Source organism: Roseateles sp. P5_E1 (assembly GCF_054049335.1).
This window is the reverse complement of the sequence record NZ_JBFUMN010000285.1, coordinates 1-617: the sequence shown is the minus strand read 5'-3', so window position 1 is coordinate 617 and position 617 is coordinate 1. Positions and strand designations below refer to the sequence as shown.

At 69.7% G+C, this 617-nt stretch carries 1 protein-coding gene and 1 pseudogene; one reads left to right on the top strand and one right to left on the bottom strand.

The window, feature by feature from the left end; translation table 11 throughout:
* On the top strand, positions 1–306 hold a 306-nt coding region (locus ACXJKJ_RS31080; RefSeq protein ID WP_457395424.1), incomplete at its 5' end, for an EamA family transporter.
* A 68-nt stretch (positions 307–374) separates the two neighbouring features.
* On the opposite strand, the pseudogene ACXJKJ_RS31075 reads toward ACXJKJ_RS31080, so the two are convergent.
* A pseudogene (locus ACXJKJ_RS31075) lies at positions 375–617 on the bottom strand (peptidylprolyl isomerase); the annotation flags it as partial.

Below are 617 nucleotides of genomic sequence, written 5' to 3'. Positions count from 1 at the left end.
ACCCTGGGCTGCGCGGCCATCGCCCTGCTGCCGATGGCCCTCACCCACTGGCCGACGGCCCCGATCCCGGCCCTGTCCTGGACCTGCGCGATTGCCCTGGGCGTGGTCTGCACCGGCCTGGCCTTCCTGATGTTCTACCGCCTCATCGCCCGCATCGGCCCGGCGCGTGCCTCCACCGTCACCTACCTCGTTCCGATGTTCGGCGCGTTGTTCGCCTGGTTGTTCCTGGGCGAACCGGTGACCGGGGCGATGGTCGTGGCCGGCGCCTTGATCCTCGGCAGCGTCGCGGCGTCGCAGAAGCGCTAAGCCCGGTTGGTCCGCGTGCAGCCACCCATGGGGTGGCTCTACGCCACAGCGCGCGGCCAAACCTCGCTTTACCGCACCGGCACCGCAATATTGCAAAGATCGATATGCCCTGCCGGCCGCTTGTAGAAATCATCCACCCGGTTGCGCCGCGCCTCCACCACATCGGCGAACGTCTTCGACTCGGTCCGCAGCACCTGCAGCTTCGGCCGCTGCGCCGCCGGCACATCGGTTGCCCGCTGGATCGAGGCGATCGGCGTGCGCTGCGCCGCATCGGCATAGAAGCCCATCGGCGCCGGCCCGCGCGGCAACGC